General features: G+C 38.4%; 15 protein-coding genes. All 15 read right to left on the minus strand.

Going from position 1 to position 16,335, the window contains the following annotated elements:
- Positions 1 to 112: 112 nt before the first annotated feature.
- Positions 113 to 1,057, minus strand: a complete 945-nt coding sequence (gene dnaI, locus H9648_RS00850; protein WP_191751916.1) for a primosomal protein DnaI — start codon at positions 1,055 to 1,057, stop codon at positions 113 to 115.
- Positions 1,058 to 1,071: 14 nt separating this feature from the next.
- Positions 1,072 to 2,460: a replication initiation and membrane attachment family protein gene (locus H9648_RS00855; protein ID WP_191751917.1), complete on the minus strand. Its 1,389-nt coding sequence runs from the start codon at positions 2,458 to 2,460 to the stop codon at positions 1,072 to 1,074.
- Positions 2,461 to 2,623: 163 nt separating this feature from the next.
- The gene (nrdR, locus tag H9648_RS00860; RefSeq protein ID WP_066396742.1) at positions 2,624 to 3,085 is read right to left on the minus strand and encodes a transcriptional regulator NrdR; all 462 of its coding nucleotides are present in this window, start codon (positions 3,083 to 3,085) and stop codon (positions 2,624 to 2,626) included.
- Between the two features lie 72 nt (positions 3,086 to 3,157).
- Positions 3,158 to 3,553, minus strand: a complete 396-nt coding sequence (locus tag H9648_RS00865; RefSeq protein ID WP_066396743.1) for a hypothetical protein — start codon at positions 3,551 to 3,553, stop codon at positions 3,158 to 3,160.
- A 104-nt stretch (positions 3,554 to 3,657) separates the two neighbouring features.
- Positions 3,658 to 4,041, minus strand: coding sequence for an adenosylmethionine decarboxylase (speD, locus tag H9648_RS00870; RefSeq protein WP_066396744.1), 384 nt, complete (start codon positions 4,039 to 4,041; stop codon positions 3,658 to 3,660).
- A gap of 547 nt (positions 4,042 to 4,588) precedes the next feature.
- Positions 4,589 to 5,629, minus strand: coding sequence for a glyceraldehyde-3-phosphate dehydrogenase (locus H9648_RS00875; RefSeq protein WP_191751918.1), 1,041 nt, complete (start codon positions 5,627 to 5,629; stop codon positions 4,589 to 4,591).
- 144 nt (positions 5,630 to 5,773) lie between these two features.
- Positions 5,774 to 6,370, minus strand: a complete 597-nt coding sequence (gene coaE, locus H9648_RS00880) for a dephospho-CoA kinase (RefSeq protein ID WP_191751919.1) — start codon at positions 6,368 to 6,370, stop codon at positions 5,774 to 5,776.
- 16 nt (positions 6,371 to 6,386) lie between these two features.
- Positions 6,387 to 7,028, minus strand: coding sequence for a sporulation membrane protein YtaF (gene ytaF / locus H9648_RS00885; RefSeq protein WP_191751920.1), 642 nt, complete (start codon positions 7,026 to 7,028; stop codon positions 6,387 to 6,389).
- A gap of 61 nt (positions 7,029 to 7,089) precedes the next feature.
- A complete protein-coding gene (gene mutM / locus H9648_RS00890) occupies positions 7,090 to 7,911 on the minus strand; it encodes a DNA-formamidopyrimidine glycosylase (protein ID WP_191751921.1) in 822 nt (273 codons plus the stop codon).
- 59 nt (positions 7,912 to 7,970) lie between these two features.
- Positions 7,971 to 10,613, minus strand: coding sequence for a DNA polymerase I (gene polA / locus H9648_RS00895; protein WP_191751922.1), 2,643 nt, complete (start codon positions 10,611 to 10,613; stop codon positions 7,971 to 7,973).
- A gap of 210 nt (positions 10,614 to 10,823) precedes the next feature.
- On the minus strand, positions 10,824 to 12,554 hold the full coding sequence (gene pnpS / locus H9648_RS00900) for a two-component system histidine kinase PnpS (protein ID WP_191751923.1): 1,731 nt from the start codon (positions 12,552 to 12,554) through the stop codon (positions 10,824 to 10,826).
- Positions 12,554 to 13,264, minus strand: coding sequence for a response regulator transcription factor (locus H9648_RS00905; RefSeq protein ID WP_191751924.1), 711 nt, complete (start codon positions 13,262 to 13,264; stop codon positions 12,554 to 12,556). Before H9648_RS00905 ends, pnpS begins: the two co-directional genes overlap by 1 nt.
- A 189-nt stretch (positions 13,265 to 13,453) precedes the next feature.
- Entirely contained in the window at positions 13,454 to 13,930 is a 477-nt protein-coding gene (locus tag H9648_RS00910; RefSeq protein WP_191751925.1) for a MaoC family dehydratase, read from the minus strand.
- Positions 13,931 to 14,023: 93 nt separating this feature from the next.
- On the minus strand, positions 14,024 to 14,962 hold the full coding sequence (gene mdh / locus H9648_RS00915) for a malate dehydrogenase (RefSeq protein WP_066396759.1): 939 nt from the start codon (positions 14,960 to 14,962) through the stop codon (positions 14,024 to 14,026).
- Between the two features lie 76 nt (positions 14,963 to 15,038).
- Entirely contained in the window at positions 15,039 to 16,307 is a 1,269-nt protein-coding gene (gene icd, locus H9648_RS00920) for an NADP-dependent isocitrate dehydrogenase (protein ID WP_066396762.1), read from the minus strand.
- Positions 16,308 to 16,335: the final 28 nt, after the last annotated feature.

Below are 16,335 nucleotides of genomic sequence, written 5' to 3' on the forward strand. Positions count from 1 at the left end.
AATACAATGTCTTAAGATCTTGTCTGTTCTTATCCTATCATATTTTAGTAGAAGAGACAGCTTTGTGTTTTCAAGAAAAAAGCTCCTGCCCTTTAAAAGAGCAGAAACTGAATTAATAATCTTCTCTAAAGTTTTTATTTCCACCCATAAAAATCGGAGAACTTAAGTGTTTGATCCGCTCCATGATTCTGAGAGCTTTCAGTTCATCGAGTCCGCCTTTTTGAGAATACGATAAATGTTGCTGCAGCATATCATAATCACAGTTGGACGTGTAAAGAGTTGGCAGTTTTTCCATCATTCGATATTGAAGAATAACGCCAATAATCTCGTCTCTGACCCAGTTCGTCATGTTTTCAGCACCAAGATCATCGAGCATGAGAACCGGAACGGTCTTTAACAGTTCCATCTTAGAGTCAAATGTCCCGTCAGAAAGGGAAGATTTCATTTCGCGAAGAAACTCGGGTGTATGAATAATTAGTGAGTGGACGCCCTTCTCAGCTAAACCATTCGCGATAGCACCTAACAGATATGTTTTACCAACACCAAATTTTCCATAGAAGTAGATTCCTTTTGCTTGATGACCAGAACCAGTCATCTGAACAAATTCATAAGCCTTCGAGATCGCGTTACGTCTTGTTTCATCAATACTATGTTTGTACAAACGATCAAATCTCGCTTCAAGGATTTCTTTCGGTATAAAGTAACTCTTAATCAATGAAGTCATGGATTTCTTTTGTTCATCGATGACCTTTAGTTCACAAGGTTTGTATCTTAGTTCTACCGTTTGTCTCACTTTCGTTAATTCAGAACGATACCCTTGCATAAGGTTAGGACAATTCTCTAAACCTGGACAATTGCGGCAAGCATGCTGTTCGTTCTTAAAGGTGTAAAAACTGGACAATAACTTTTCCGCATGGACATCTGATATGTCAGGGTTCTCTCGCAGAAAACGCATGACTCCAGGGTCTGTAAGTACTTGTTGCTTCATTTGCTCAAATCTTTCCTGAAACTTATCAAACCCCGGCATATTTTTAACAGATTCCTTTATGGATTCCATATTATTTCCCCCCTTTATTTCGAACTATTTAACAAACTCTCGAGCCATTTACGGTTCTCATCCTCAGTAGTATCTGTGTTAGCATCACCAGTCTGATCAGCAGATACTTTATCCTGTTTCAGCCAATCAGGAACAGTAACGTTACTCTTCTTATTACCCTTATTATAAGAGCCCGAATTTACCTTCTTATCTTGCCATTCTTTATATTTTCGTTTTTCATCGCGTGCTAAAGTCATTGCCTCTAAGACCGTTTGCGCTCTTTTACGAGCCCAATGTGAAGCGATCCGTTCGATCAATCCTTTTGCAAGCTTCATATCATTCTCAGATAACACGTAATCTAAAAGAACATTCGTAACGCCTGGTGTTAGATTCTGATCGATCATACAATAGGCAACGAGTTTCAAATCTACTTCTGAAGGAGTTGTACCTGAATAATCTTCTAACAAACGATAAGGTGACACTTCTTCAAAGTATTTGATAAGTTCCTCTTCTTTTGATTGAGGCTGCATGCCATGAAGAGCCTTTAGGGGAACTGGCTGCGTTTTTAACGCTAGAACCGGTAGTCCTTCTTCATGCTCAAATCGATACCATTTCTGAATTTCTTTTCTTAAACTCTCTGCAGAAATTTCTCCTGTAGAGTAGTATACGTTTTGAATCTGCTTACTCATATCCATCGGTTGTAACTGATAGATATAAGCTAGTTTATAGATAGCTTCCTTTAATTTTGGGGTGATCACCTCTTTAGGCACGATAAAAGACGAGATCTGATTCACCATCGCTTCAAAATCAAATGTGGATTCACTTAGTGCAACTTTCCCATGATTGCCTTTTTCATGTAAAGAGACATCTTCTGGAAGAACGTTTTCGTTAATCTCTGCATAGCTCTTCGATGACATTTCAGAAGGGTGTAAAGAAGTAAACACATCACTGAACGAAGCAGTAACCTCTTTATAATCCGACACATCCGTTTGAGCGATATAAAAGGACTCTCTAACTTCAGTAAACTTCGCTTTTCCTAAACGGTTAAAAAGATATATGCTTAAAAAGCCATCTGTAAAAAAAGCATTTGGCGAAAGTGGGAGTTGAAGCTCATAAACGTACTCCCTTGAACTATCGCCGTCTTTCTTAAACGTCTTCAAGAGACCGATCGCTTCTAGCTTCTTTCTTCCCGCCAAAATATCTTTTAGCGAGAACTGAGTTACGTTCATGAGGTGCTGATGTTTTTGTGTCTGCCGATCCATATTTACTTCGCACCATAATGTCATATATAAACTATGTGCAAATGCGCCAACCAACGGCTGATATAACATGGTTAGAACTTTATGATCTATTTCATGCAACATACCCTTGCACTGGACGGAATACGTATCAACGGGCACAACTTCTTGAAAATGTACCGTCATCGTTTTCACCCTTTGTTAAAAAGTCTTTAAAGTAAGCTGGCCGACGGATGTTAGTATCGTCAGCCAGAGTCATTTGTTCATTTCTATTTAGCCGTTTTCTAACACAGTAGAATACGGATTAAAATTTGTATAAAAAGAGCGTTACAGCAGTCTAAGATACGCTTTAACGCTCCTCCTTGTTAATGAGTTCTTTTAATTCCTGTATAAAAACATTGATATCTTTAAATTGACGGTATACAGAGGCAAATCTTACATAAGCCACCTCATCCGTTTTAGACAGATGTTCCATCACCTGTTCACCAACGGCTGTACTTGATACTTCAGATGCACCTGAGTTCCGTAATTCTTTTTCAATGCTATCTACTATATTTTCAAGCGTTTCCAAGGGGACTGGTCTTTTTTCGCAAGCTTTAATAAGCCCTCTAAGGATCTTTTCACGGCTGAACTCTTCACGTTCTCCGCCCTTTTTAACAATGATAAGCGGTGTTTGTTCTACCGTTTCAAATGTAGTAAATCTATAGCTGCAAGATTCACATTCCCTTCTGCGGCGAATGGATCTTCCGCTATGTACAGGTCTTGAATCAAGCACTTTTGTTCCGTTGTGCTGGCAAGTAGGACACCTCATTGTAATCATCCCCAAAAAATTTTCTATTCTCTATCTATCTTAAAGAAAAGGGAGGAGTGTGACAAGCTATTCCTACAATTTTTCAGCCATTGACGTCCCTACAAACGTTAGTTTTTCTTTTAAGATCTCATAAATATTAACTATTAGTCTTTGATTGTTACCAAAATTAAAAGGAAGAGCAGACTCTGTTGAAACGTTCAGATCTACAGCAGTTCGATTCGCTCTAACTGTTACTACACTAATAACAACAAACGCGCTCTTGGGCTGTCTGACTTCAAACGTAACTTCTCCCCTTTCTTCTGAAAAACCAAGTTCATGAAAATTGGTGTCTTCATCTAGGATCTGTTTGATCACTTTCATAACTTCTGGTTTATTAGCTTTAAAATAATGGGTTCTAAGTCTTTCGTCCACATGCTGTTCACTCGTTTCCGCATGATTTTCCATTAGATTTTGAAGTTTTCTAAACATAGTAGTCCTCCAAAGCAATATAATTTGTATCCTATTATTCCCTATAATGAGTGAAATAAAAAAGAGGTGTGATTTCTCACACCTCACGTACATTCTGTTTTAAATTATTGAGCAGTAACTTTTGATTTGGCAACAGAAATTGGACCCATTCCACGAGGAACTTCCAAGTTTTCGCGCTTTTTAGCGCCAAGTGCCTCCGAAATGTAATCAGCAGCTACGTTAGGATCGATTCGATCTCCACACGTATATACATCAATACTTGCATAACCATGCTCAGGAAAACTGTGAATAGTTAGATGAGATTCAGAGATAATAACAACTCCACTTACACCATGTGGAGCAAATTTATGAAAAGCAACCTCACGAATTTCTGCACCTGCTTTCAATGCAGCGTCAACGAATGTCTCTTCAATAAATTTCATGTCATTTAGTTTTTCAGAATCACAACCCCATAACTCAGCAATTACGTGTCTTCCCATTGTATCCATTAGCATAGTCCCCCTTTTAAAAATAATCATGCCTTCAAGCATGCGGTATCGAACATCTACCACGGGGGCAAGTTAGTCCAAAGAGGTCCTAACCCTTTAAGTAGCATTCAATGCCTTTGTTTGCTTTATTTGAAGTTCACGAATCATAGTATACTTCTTTTAAAATTTATTTGCAATAACTATAGGTAAATTTTTTCGAATCAATTTTTTATTGTTTTTTAAGTATGCTGTTTTCGTAAACTTTGTTGCTTTTGGAAGTGTTGATTTCCGTTCCAGGCTGCTCGCTTTCCACGGGGCAGGCGCTGAGCCACATTCGTACGTTTCACTCTTAAGTGTCTCAGCTGCCCGCCTGTCCCGTAGGAGTCTCGCACCTTCCACTCCAATCAATTGTCAAAGGTGACAAGGAGTTCAAAGCAACAATCTTTTAGAAAAGAGCGTTTAAGTATAAAGATCAATCGAAATATACTGGTGCGTTGAAACGCAAAAAAGAGCTGATGTGTAATCCAGCTCTTACTCATTTATCTATTTTTGATTTTTGTTAACGTTTTTATGATACAGAAACATTTTTTTCTTGTACTGGCATATTTACAGCAACACTTACATGTTTAGCTAGATCTACTACTCGGCATGAATAACCCCATTCATTGTCGTACCAAGCAAGTACCTTAACTTTGTTTCCGTCCATCACCATCGTTGATAATCCGTCTACGATTGATGAGTTTTCATTTCCATTATAATCAATTGATACTAGTGGAAGATCACTGTACCCTAAAATTCCACGCATTGAACCTTCAGAAGCAGATTGGAAAGCGTGATTCACTTGGTCTTTCGATACAGGAGTCTTCAATTCTACAACAACATCAACCAAAGAAACATTAGGTGTTGGAACTCTGAGTGCCATACCATTCAGTTTACCTTCTAAGTGAGGCAAGACTTTTGAAATGGCTTTTGCAGCACCTGTAGAAGTTGGAATGATTGATGTTCCACATGCACGTGCACGTCTTAAGTCCTTATGAGGGTTATCAATATTCTTCTGATCATTCGTATACGCATGTACAGTCGTCATCATGCCAGATTTTACCCCGAACTGATCATCTAGAACTTTAATCACAGGGGCTAAACAATTCGTTGTACACGACGCATTAGAAATAATATGATGTTTTGAAGAAATGTAATCGCTATCATTTACTCCCATAACAATTGTAATGTCTTCGTCTTTCCCTGGTGCAGTAATAATTACTTTCTTTGCACCTGCTTCAATATGAAGACCTGCAGATTCTTGTGAAACAAATTTACCTGTTGCTTCTATAAGAATATCAACGCCTAACATTCCCCAAGGTAGCTCACGAGGATCGCGAGAGTTAACTAATTGAACTTTTTTTCCATTAACAAAAAGGGCATCTTCTCCAGCAACAACTTCTCCAGGATACGTTCCATGTATAGAATCGTATTTAACCATATGAGCAAGAGTTTCGGCTGGATAGCTGGCATTAACAGCTACAACCTCAAATTCATCGTTCTCCATCATTTTGCGGAAGACCATTCTTCCGATTCTCCCCAAGCCATTAATTGCAATTTTTGCTTTCATGAAGCTGCTCCTTCCAATGTGTTATACTCTATCTTGTATCTATCTGTAATTAGTATATCATATTCACACTTAAAAAGAACATACTTTTATTTAAATTAGGCTGAAAAAGGGCTTATATAGATAAAAACAGACCTGAATTAGTTATCAGGTCTGTTTTTTGGTTTGCTTAAGTAATAATAGAACATCATTTTCTAATTCTGCTAAAGAGCCATTATTCATGATAACAACATCCGCCAGTTCCTTTTTCTCTGTGATTGGCATCTGTGAATGTATTCTAGACAGCGCTTGCTTCTCTGAAAAATGATCACGGTTGATCAATCTTTGAAGTTGCAGTTCTGGTGAAGCATAGACTAACCACGTTCGATCAACCATATGTGTCAGGTTACTCTCAAATAAGAGTGGTATATCCATGACCACTAAAGACTCACCTATACGTTGATAAGCATCTGCTTGCCGTCTCATTTCTTTTCTTACAGCAGGATGAACAATCTCGTTCAACATCGTTCTTTTTTCTGAATCATTAAAGATGATTTCTCCTAATCCTGCTCTATTTATTGTCTTGTCATCATTTAGTATCTGTTCACCAAAGCTGGCAACGATCTTCACATACGCTTCTTGATCCGGCATAACAACTTCTCTAGAAATTATATCGGCATCAACTACAGGAATTCCCTGACTCTTAATGATGTTGCTGACTGTTGATTTCCCCGTTGCAATGCCTCCAGTTAATCCAATAATCACAAGTTATCCTCCAGTGTTACATTTTTAATAATCCCATTACGATCAACAGAACTCCTGGCAGTATAGATAATCCCTTCATCCAGTTTGTTTTGTTAAAAAGATATAATCCCAGTATCATACCACCCCATAAGAATAAAGCACTCATCAACGCAATTGTAATGGTTGTTAATGAAGGTGACAGATCAATGAGTGCGGCTCCTATTCCCGCTCCAAAAGCATCCAGCGATAATGCTATCCCAAGCAATACGGCTTCTAAGCCCGTGATCGATCCAGACTTATCGATATCAGCCATAACTGGTTTCTTAAGTATGTGTATAACGATTCCCAACGATTTAATTTCAAAAAGCACAATGTTCTTAGGTTCTTTGTCTGTGCACTCAACGTTCTCTTTCTCCGGTAAGAAAACCTGCCATAGAGAGTAGATTCCGATTCCAAGAAGAATCACGCCTCCCAATATCTCACCTGTCTTAGGGGAAATAAATTGTTCTAACGTAAATCCAAGCAACATCGAAAGTAAAAAGGTAACAGCTGAACAAATTGCGATGATGATAATGGAGCGAAAAGGAATTTTAATGGATTTCATTCCATACGTTAATCCGGCTCCAAAACTGTCCAGGCTGACGGCCAGTGCCAACAAAACAAAAGAGTAAGCCACCATTGTTCCTGTACTCCTTTCAGTTAACGGTAAACGTAGTATATGAAAGGAGCACAGAATTGGTTTATTTTTGACAAGTCTTACAAATGTGAGTTCCTCTACCCGCTACAACTAATCGTTCAATTTCAGTACCACAAACGCGGCATTCTTCATTTTTTCTTCCGTAGACAAATAATTTCAGCTGAAAGCCACCTGTCTCACCAACTGCGTTCGTGTAGGAACGTATTGAGCTTCCTCCGTGCTTCACAGACTCAGAAAGAATTTCAGTAATCGCGGTTTTCAATTTCTTTAACCTAGGTAGGGTTAGAGAGTTAGCTGGTGTCTCTGGATGGATTCCTGCCTGAAACAGTACTTCATCTACATAGATATTGCCTAAACCAGCCAGAAGAGTCTGATCTAGCAATACCGATTTTATGTTGCGCTTTCGATTAGCAAACAGCTTTTTCAAAAGTGCTGCTGTTAAGGAATCTGATAATGGTTCTATACCTAAAGTTTTTAATGGTGCATGACTTTCCTCTGTTCCTTTTGGATACAGATGCATCGTCCCAAACTTTCTCACATCTCGATATCTGAGTTCAGTTCCATCAGAGAATTGAAAAAATACATGTGTATGCTTATCAGCAGACTCTTCACTTTGATTCAACCCATATTTGCCTTCCATCCTTAGGTGAGATACTAAAACATCTTCATCAAGATGAAAGATTAAAAACTTTCCTCTTCGATACACATTTTGAAAACTTTGACCTTTTAACTTCAAAATGAATTCTTCTATCCCAGGATGTTTAATAATATTTTCCCAGTGTATTTTCACATCTGTAATCTTCTTCCCCGGAAGAAATTTATTCAAAGTGTTTTTGACATTTTCAACTTCAGGTAACTCAGGCATTCTTTCACCAACCTTATTAGAAAAACAGCACCCTGGATCTATAGGATGCTGTTTCTTTATTATTTTGCTTCAAACCAGGAATCTCCCCAGTTCACATCTACTTTTAATGGTACATCAAGTTCTACTGCTGATTCCATCACTTCACAAACGATCTCTTCAAGTTTTTGCAGCTCATTTTCAGGTACTTCAAAAATAAGTTCATCATGTACAGTGAGCAACATTTTTGCTTCAAGTTTCTCGTCTGTTAACCGCTGATCCATATCGACCATCGCTTTTTTTATGATGTCTGCGGCAGTTCCTTGAATCGGTGTATTCATTGCTGTTCTCTCCGCAAAACTGCGAAGGTTAAAGTTTCGGCTATTAATCTCAGGCAGATAACGGCGTCTATGAAGCAGAGTTGAAACAAAACCATTATGTTTTGCTTCAGAAACACTGTCCTTCATGTACTGTTGAACACCAGGGAAACTATCCAAATAGGATGAAATAAATTCTCCAGCTTCTTTCCTCGTGATTCCAAGGCTTTGCGATAAGCCATAATCACTGATTCCGTATACGATCCCAAAGTTAACGGCTTTAGCGTGTCTTCTCATCTCTGAAGTAACTTCGCTTTCTTCGACATGAAAAACGTCCATGGCCGTTTTCGTATGAACATCCATCTCTGTTTTAAATGCTTCTATCAAGTTTTCATCTTGTGAGATATGAGCCAAAACACGAAGCTCGATCTGTGAATAATCGGCAGCAAGTATTTTCCATCCAGGCTGTGATGCAACAAAGGCATGTCTGATCTTTCTTCCTGCTTCTAAACGGATCGGAATGTTTTGAAGGTTCGGATCGATAGAACTTAGTCTTCCCGTTTGCGCAAGAACCTGATTGAAGCGTGTATGAATCTTACCCGTATCTTCTTTTACTACTTTTAGCAGACCTTCAATATAAGTAGACCGTAACTTACCTAGCTGACGATAGATAAGGATCTTATTAATGATCTCATGTTTGCCTTCTAACTTCTCTAATACATCAACAGAAGTCGAGTAACCCGTCTTTGTTTTCTTAACAGGAGGCAAGTTCAGCTTCTCAAATAATATTTCACCCAACTGTTTAGGTGAGTTTATATTAAATGATACCCCAGCTAGGTCGTGTATATCTTTTTCAAGTGCAGTTAACTGTATATCTAAGTCAGCACCCATCTTTTGAAGAGTATCTGATTTTACTTTTACGCCGAACTCTTCCATCTTGGCTAATACGAGAGCTAATGGCATTTCTAACTGATAGAATAGATCGCTCTGTTCATTTTCTTTTAACTTCTCATCCAGAAGATCACTCAATTGAAAGACAGTATGAGCTTTTCTACAAAGATGCTCAGCAAGAACAGCTTCATCTTCTGGCAGCTTCTTCTTAGCACCTTTACCATATACTGCTTCATTCACATCAACATTAGACTTGCCATACTGCCTTGCAACATCAGCTACTTCATCTAAGGATTCAGAAGGATTAAGCAGATAGGAAGCAAGCTGAATATCAAAATCAATACCATTCAAGACGATCCCTTGCCCGTGTAAGGCTACATGTGCTCTCTTAGCATCAAACATTCTTTTCTTTTGGTTCTGATCTTGCAGCCATTCATGAAATTCTTCTGATTGATCTGCAACACTTGAAGGAATATAAAATGTTCCTGCATCATTACTTACAGCAAAACCATGAATTTTTGCTTTATGATAATCTTCAGTTAACGTTTCTACGATTATGGATGAAGGACTTGTTAACATGTCAGCTTCAATTTTCGTTACCGTTTTGAAGTTAAGTTCTTCTTTTTCCTCATCCTGAAGAATTTCTTCATCTCCGCCTAATCGTTCGAGCAATGAATTAAATCCTAACTCTTTGAAAAGAGGAAATATAGATGACGTTTCATAACCATCGTAATTCGTTTCTTCCAGACTGACTTCAATAGGAGCTTCTTTCGTTATCGTAGCAAGCTCTTTACTCATAATAGCTTGCTCTTTGTTCTCTGTTAATCGCTCTTTAAGCTTAGCACCTGAGATCTCATCAATTGAATCAAGAACTTTTTCAATCGTCCCATATTGTTTGATTAATTTGATCGCAGTCTTTTCACCAACTCCAGGTACTCCTGGAATATTGTCGGAAGGGTCTCCCATAAGGCCCTTCATATCTATAATTTGATGAGGTGTAATTCCGTAGCGCTCGTTCACTTGTTCTACGGTATAAGCCTCCACCTCAGTGATTCCTTTTCTAGTTAGCACGACTTCAACATCAGGGGTAACCAGTTGAAGTAAATCTTTATCACCCGTAAACACTTTTACATCCCAGTTTCCATCGGCAGCATAAGATGCAAGGGTTCCGATAATGTCATCTGCTTCATAATTTTCAAGCTCATAACGCTTTATTTTAAATGCATCTAACAGCTGTCTGATAAACGGAAACTGCTCTGATAATTCTGGCGGGGTTTTCTGTCGGCCGCCTTTATATTCACCAAAAGTCTTATGTCGGAAAGTAGTTTTCCCGGCATCAAAAGCAACGAGGATATGTGTAGGCTTCTCATCTTCTAAAATCTTTAGGAGCATCTGTGTGAACCCGTAGACAGCATTTGTATAAATACCTTTATCGTTGTTTAAAAGAGGCAGAGCAAAAAAAGCTCTGTATGCAATACTATTTCCATCAATAAGTACTAATTTATTTGTTTTTGCCAAGTCCGTAACCTCCTGAGGACATTTCTTCTATCATCTATTGTATCACGATGACAACCAGAAACAAAAAAGTAGGAACAGAAGAGCTCTTGGCCATAAAAAAGGCGAGAATCCGTAAAGGACTCTCGCTAAGGGGGTACTGAAAAAGGATACTTTAATCATAAGATTGAACTGTTAACTAAAGAAAACAAGTGTGTAAAAGAATTGTAAATCTTACAACTCAAACTTCTTCGGAAACAGAATCGTAAACTGAGAGCCTTCTCCTGGCTTACTCTGAACTTCAATGGTTCCGTGATGAGCTTCTACAAGATGCTTAACGATTGCAAGCCCTAATCCAGTACCTCCTGAATTCCTGCTTCTTGCTTTATCTACACGATAAAAACGTTCGAATATTCGAGGAATCTCACTTTCCTTGATGCCGATTCCTGTATCTTTGATCAGCAGCTTCACATGGTCTTTTAGTTCTTCCACTATTACATTTACACGGCCACCAGCAGGCGTGTACGTTAAGCTGTTCGAAACAAGGTTAATGATGATCTGTTTCAATCGAGGTGAATCTCCATCCATAACAGTTTCACCTGAAACATCTACTGATAGAACAATACCTTTCTTTTCAGCTTTCGGCTGAAGAATCTCAAAGGTATCGTTTACTAAAGCACCTAGATCAATAGATTGAGTTTCTAGGTGAAAACCTTGTTCACTTTTAGAAAGATCTAACAAGTCTTGGATAAGCGCCTGTAGCCTATCACTTTCATTTAACATGATCGTTAAAAACTTATTTCGATACTCTTCGTTTTCACCTGCACCGTCTAATAAAGTCTCAGCAAAACCTTTTAAAGAAGTGATCGGCGTTTTAAGTTCATGTGAGACATTAGCTACGAAATCTTTTCTTACTTGCTCGAGTTTCTTAAGCTCTGTAATATCGTGAAAAACAAGCACGATTCCTTTTAGCTTCCCTCTTGCGTTCATGACAGGCGCACTATAGACATCAAAATGTTTTGTATCGATGTGAATAGGGATCACCGTATTTCTTCTCACCTTTTTTTCAGTTAAATACGTTTCTTTCACAATATCCTTGATGGATGTGTATGGAAATACTTCATAGAAGAGATGACCCGTCCAATAATCTGTATGTTCCTTAAACAGTTCTTTGAACGTTTTGTTTACTAAGTTGATATAGCCATTTTTATCAATAAGAATAAGTCCGCTTCCCATGTTCTCGATCAATGTTATCAAGCGATCATGCTGAGATTCTTGGGATTTTGTCATTTTCTCTAAGTTTCGTGCTAAAACGTTTAACGAGTAGTTTAACTCTCCGATATCTTCTCCAAAATACTCATAGGTTCTCGCTTTAAAATTACCTTTTGCAAGCTCTTTCGCAGTCTGAGTCGCTTCTTCAACAGGTCTGACAATCTTATGGATCACTTTAAGAGACACGTATAAAATGATGATAAAGCAGATCAGGAAACCGATCGACATCATGATCCAAATCGATCTCTCTTCAGATTCCGCAGCACCTTCAGGAATTGCAAACTGTATATATCCTGTTTCATCTTTCTTTTTTAACGTATAAAACAATTTACCATTCTCATTCTTAATAACAAGATTTTGGTCATTCATTCTTTTATCTTTTGGGTAATACAGAGACATGTTTCTTGGACTGTCTCCGTCAGATGTGTATTTTACATTCCAATCTGAATCGAGGACATAAATCTCACCTTTAAGATCTTTAGAGGCCGTTCTTAATAAGTTCGTTATAGTAGTCTTAGATTTTTCTGTCTTAAGAACTTGTTCAATTAGGCTTAATTCACCTTTATAAAATTCCATGCGCTTATCTTTCACACTATGGTGAACAATGTTCCCCATTATTAGAGCTAATAGAATAAAAACCAATAAAATACCGAGCAGGAAAAAGGTAAGTACCCGGTTTTTAAAATCATGCATTATTGAGGCTCCTCTAGCTTATAACCTAATCCCCTTATGGTTTTAATATAAATCGGCTTGCGTGTATTATTCTCGATCTTCTCTCTTAGATGACTGATATGCACATCAACAATTCGTGTATCACCTACAAAATCATAGTTCCAAACTGCAGAAAGCAGCTGTTCCCTCGAAAGTACACGGCTCTTGTGTCTAGCAAGATAGACGAGCAGTTCAAATTCTTTTGGTGTAAGTTCTAATGCTTTCTCCTTAAAATATGCTTCATAGTTTTCCGGATAAATATCAACTTCACCAATTTTAAGGTGCTCTACTTCTTCTTTTTTCTTTTCTGATTCTGTATTGACTGATGTTGACCTGCGGAGAATTGCCTTTACCCTTGCAACTACTTCTCTTGGACTGAATGGTTTCGTCATGTAATCGTCCGCGCCTAACTCAAGGCCCAAAACTTTATCAAACTCATCATCCTTAGCCGTTAACATGAGAATAGGAATATTTAATTTTCTCAGACGAAGTTCTTTGCATACTTCTATTCCATCCATTTCTGGCAGCATAAGGTCTAATATGATTAGATTAGGTTCTTCGCTTTCCGCTTTTTTTAATCCACTCTTGCCATCCATTGCCGTAACTACTTGAAATCCTGCTTGTTCTAAGTTAAATTGCAACAATGTTGAGATCGAAATTTCATCTTCTACTACGAGTAACTTTTGGCTCATCATATTCCCACCTTTTTACGACTTGTACAAATTCATCATACTATTTTTTTTATAGTGTGTACAAAAAACGCAAAATTTTCATAGTGGATTTACATATCCTTAACACTACCTTTACATTGGATAGGTTTTTTTGTGTTTTTTTAGTTCCAATAAGCCATTTCATAAAAATAAACCTTTCAAATGAAAGGTTTAAAAATTTTCCATCGTATTAGATGTAATTGATTTTGGAGCATATGGAGGACAAACTTGCAAAGTACTCTTTAACACTTCGATCCCTTCCTCGTTCTGTGCTCTAACGATCATATGCACAATATGTTCTTCTCTATTTACTTCGGTAATTTCAAACAAAAAGGTTAATTGGGAATAATGATAAACGGGTTTGATAAATGTGAAACTTGATTCAACGATCGAACTTCCAGGACCCGGTAAATATTTCGATACAGCCGATGTAACCATTCCCATTAACATGATCTGTGGAACAACGGGCTTTTTATAAGGTGTCAATGTTGCGTAATCGTGTTGGATGAATAGTGGGTTGTTGTCGTTCGTTAAGCCTAAATACAAAAGAAGATCTTTATCTTCAATCGTTTCTTGCATCTCTAATTTTTCACCAGCTTGAATCTCATCTATCTTTCTTCCAAGTTTTCGTTTTTTTCCGATCAGCATTTAATGACCCCTCTCTTGATGATAACGCTTTCATTATTAATAGGAGAAAAGATTCGGGGAGTTGCCCGAATCTCTCACACACTCTTCACACACTTATGCTAATACTTTCATAACTGATTTAACAGATTCAGCCGATTGATCAAGCGCTGCTTTCTCTTCTGCCGTCAGCTCAAGTTCAATGATTTCTTCTAGTCCGCCACCACCAAGAATCGTTGGAACACCAAGACAGATACCATCGTAACCATACTCACCTTCTAAAAAGGCGATTGAAGGAAGCACTCTACGTTGGTCTTTTACGATCGCTTCCACCATCTCAACTAAAGAAGCAGCTGGTGCATAATAGGCAGATCCGTTACCTAAGAGATTAACGATTTCCCCTCCACCTTTGCGTGTGCGCTCAACAATAGCATCTAAACGCTCTTTAGAGATTAGTTTCTCTAACGGAATTCCACCTGCATAAGAGTAACGTACGAGTGGCACCATATCGTCTCCGTGACCACCAAGAACAAAACCAGTTACATCTTTAACTGATACGTTAAGCTCCATAGCCACAAACGTACGGAAACGTGCTGTATCTAGTATTCCTGATTGTCCGATTACACGGCTTTTAGGAAAACCAGATTCTTTTAATACTGTGTAAGTCATGGCATCAACTGGATTTGTTAAAACGATAATCGTGCAATCCGGAGAATGTTTAACGATCTCTTTCGTTACGCTCTTCATGATTCCAGCGTTTGTGTTTACAAGATCATCACGGCTCATACCAGGCTTACGAGCAATTCCCGCGGTTATAACCACTACATCAGATTCAGCTGTATCTGCATAATCGCTCGTACCCGTGATCGATGCATCAAAACCTTGAACAGGACTTGCTTCCATCATGTCTAGCGCTTTACCTTTTGTAGGGTTTTCCATTTGAGGAATATCAACTAAAACTACGTCCCCAACTTCTTTTTGTCCTAAGATAAAAGCCGTTGTTGCTCCTGTAAATCCTCCACCAATAACCGAAATCTTTTTTCGTTTGTTAGCCATGTCTTTCCCTCCAGGAACAGTTTTAATAAGCATAAATGATGTTGAGAAAACCCCTTATAAAAAGGGGTCAGTTAGATTACATGTTTTTGATTAGTTCGTCAGCAAACTCAGAACATTTAACTTCTGTAGCGCCGTCCATCAAGCGTGCAAAGTCGTAAGTAACAACTTTACTAGCGATTGTGTTTTCCATAGAAGAAAGTACTAATTTAGCAGCTTCTCCCCATCCTAGATGTTCAAGCATCAACACACCTGAAAGAATAACAGATGATGGGTTTACTTTATCAAGACCCGCATATTTTGGAGCAGTACCGTGAGTTGCTTCAAAGATTGCATGTCCTGTTTCGTAGTTGATGTTAGCACCTGGTGCGATACCGATACCACCAACTTGTGCAGCAAGAGCATCAGAGATGTAATCTCCATTTAAGTTCATCGTAGCAACTACATCAAACTCAGCTGGACGAGTTAAGATCTGTTGTAAGAAGATATCAGCGATAGAGTCTTTAACAATGATCTTACCTGCAGCTTCAGCATCTGCTTGAGCTTTGTTCGCAGCATCTTTTCCACTCTCTTCAACAATGCGGTCATACTGAGCCCATGTGAATACTTTGTCACCAAACTCAGCTTCAGCTAACTCATAACCCCAGTTTTTGAAAGCACCTTCTGTATATTTCATGATGTTTCCTTTATGAACAAGTGTTACACTCTTGCGTCCTTCGTTGATCGCATACTGAATCGCTGCACGAACGAGACGTTGAGTACCTTCTGAAGAAACCGGCTTAATACCGATACCTGAAGTTTCAGGGAAACGAATTTTGTTAGCACCCATTTCATCTTGTAGGAATTGAATCAATTTTTTAACTTCATCAGATCCACTCGCATACTCGATACCAGCATAGATATCTTCTGTATTCTCACGGAAAATAACCATGTTTGTATCTTCAGGGCGTTTTACTGGTGAAGGCACACCTTTGAAGTATTGAACTGGACGAAGACAAGTAAATAGATCTAGCTCCTGTCTTAGTGCAACGTTTAAAGAACGGATTCCTCCGCCTACTGGCGTTGTTAAAGGTCCTTTAATCGCAATTATGTAATCGCGAATCACATCAAGAGTTTCTGCAGGAAGCCATTCACCTGTTTGGTTAAACGCTTTTTCTCCTGCTAATACTTCTTTCCATACAATTTTTTTCTCACCGTTATATGCTTTTTCAACAGCAGCTTCTAAAACACGTGAAGCTGCAGCCCAAATATCAGGACCCGTTCCGTCACCTTCGATAAAAGGGATCACCGGTTGATTTGGTACGTTTAATACACCATTGTCGACTGTAATACGTTCTCCGTTAGACATTTCTAAATTCCTCCTAATTCTTGTATTG

The organism is Fictibacillus norfolkensis, assembly GCF_014836645.1.
Classification (GTDB): domain Bacteria; phylum Bacillota; class Bacilli; order Bacillales; family Fictibacillaceae; genus Fictibacillus; species Fictibacillus norfolkensis.

Coding starts and splice junctions, on each gene's coding strand:
- H9648_RS00865 (WP_066396743.1), bottom strand. CDS start 3,553: ATGTTTAGAAAACTTCAAAATCTAATGGAAAATCATGCGGAAACGAGT.
- ytaF (WP_191751920.1), bottom strand. CDS start 7,028: ATGGTGGCTTACTCTTTTGTTTTGTTGGCACTGGCCGTCAGCCTGGAC.
- H9648_RS00855 (WP_191751917.1), bottom strand. CDS start 2,460: ATGACGGTACATTTTCAAGAAGTTGTGCCCGTTGATACGTATTCCGTC.
- H9648_RS00910 (WP_191751925.1), bottom strand. CDS start 13,930: ATGCTGATCGGAAAAAAACGAAAACTTGGAAGAAAGATAGATGAGATT.
- mdh (WP_066396759.1), bottom strand. CDS start 14,962: ATGGCTAACAAACGAAAAAAGATTTCGGTTATTGGTGGAGGATTTACA.
- nrdR (WP_066396742.1), bottom strand. CDS start 3,085: ATGAGGTGTCCTACTTGCCAGCACAACGGAACAAAAGTGCTTGATTCA.
- icd (WP_066396762.1), bottom strand. CDS start 16,307: ATGTCTAACGGAGAACGTATTACAGTCGACAATGGTGTATTAAACGTA.
- mutM (WP_191751921.1), bottom strand. CDS start 7,911: ATGCCTGAGTTACCTGAAGTTGAAAATGTCAAAAACACTTTGAATAAA.
- pnpS (WP_191751923.1), bottom strand. CDS start 12,554: ATGCATGATTTTAAAAACCGGGTACTTACCTTTTTCCTGCTCGGTATT.
- H9648_RS00875 (WP_191751918.1), bottom strand. CDS start 5,629: ATGAAAGCAAAAATTGCAATTAATGGCTTGGGGAGAATCGGAAGAATG.
- H9648_RS00905 (WP_191751924.1), bottom strand. CDS start 13,264: ATGAGCCAAAAGTTACTCGTAGTAGAAGATGAAATTTCGATCTCAACA.
- dnaI (WP_191751916.1), bottom strand. CDS start 1,057: ATGGAATCCATAAAGGAATCTGTTAAAAATATGCCGGGGTTTGATAAG.
- speD (WP_066396744.1), bottom strand. CDS start 4,041: ATGGATACAATGGGAAGACACGTAATTGCTGAGTTATGGGGTTGTGAT.